Origin of the sequence: Microbacterium sp. H6 (assembly GCF_003314775.1) — a bacterium.
GTDB classification, from domain to species: Bacteria; Actinomycetota; Actinomycetes; order Actinomycetales; family Microbacteriaceae; genus Microbacterium; species Microbacterium oxydans.
Genome location: NZ_QOAY01000278.1, coordinates 19,525 through 20,417, shown reverse-complemented (window position 1 = coordinate 20,417; position 893 = coordinate 19,525). Strand labels below are relative to the sequence as shown.

At 70.4% G+C, this 893-nt stretch carries 1 protein-coding gene; it reads right to left on the bottom strand.

Features of this window, described 5'->3' with window-relative positions; translation table 11 throughout:
* Positions 1–893, bottom strand: an 893-nt coding sequence (locus DSP71_RS22520; RefSeq protein ID WP_220151144.1) for a PKD domain-containing protein, incomplete at both ends; no start/stop codon positions are given.

Genomic DNA, 893 nt, shown 5'->3' with positions numbered 1-893 from the left:
TCGATCCGTCTCCGAAGTTCCAGGCATAGGAGGCGATGGTGCCGTCCGAGTCGGTCGATGCCCCACCGTTGACGTTCACGGTCAGCCCCGTGGTCGTCGCCGTGAAGGCCGCGGTCGGCGGCACGTTCGGCTGCGGCTGCGGCTCCGGCTGCGGCTCGGGCTGCGGTGTCGCCGCCCCGAGGTTCTTCAGCGTGAAGTCGTCGAAGCTCGCCAGGTTGGTGCCGGTCGCGCTGCCTGCGCGGTAGGAGAAGACCGTCGGCGCCCCCGCGACCTGCAAGGCGGGCGTCGTGTCCGTCGTGGAGAGCTGCCAGTTGGCGGGCTCCGCAGCTCCGGCAGCCCACAGCTTCGCGCGGATGGTCGTCGTCCCGGACCCCGTCGTCTCCATGGCGAGGTTGAACGTGCTTCCCGCGGTCCAGGTGAGACCGGCGACGGCGGTGCTGGCGATCGCGGTTCCGTTGCGGTGGATCACGAGCCACGTGGTCCCGTCCGCCCGGTGCCACGCGAGTGCGCGGTACCCGTTGGAGCCGGAGCGACGTGCACCGAGTCCTTCGTAGACCACACCCGTCGACGGGCCGGAGGCCAGCGTGTAGGTGATGCGCGCAGACGTGTCGAGGAGAGACGTTCCCTGCAGCAGCATCTCGCGCGTCTCACCCGGCGTGAGGTTCACCTTGCCGACGCCGTCTCCGACGGAGGTGACGGCGGCCGAACCGCTCATCGGCGCCCAGGTGCCGCCGATGTCGGCCGCGCCCCATCCGCTCGACACGACACGACCGAAGGAGTCGGACGCGGCGAACACCTGAGCCTGGACGGTCACGGACTTCGTGACGCTGGCCGATCCGCCGAGGCTGTCGGTCACCGTGAGCGTGATGTCGTGCGCACCGGGCTGGGCGTAG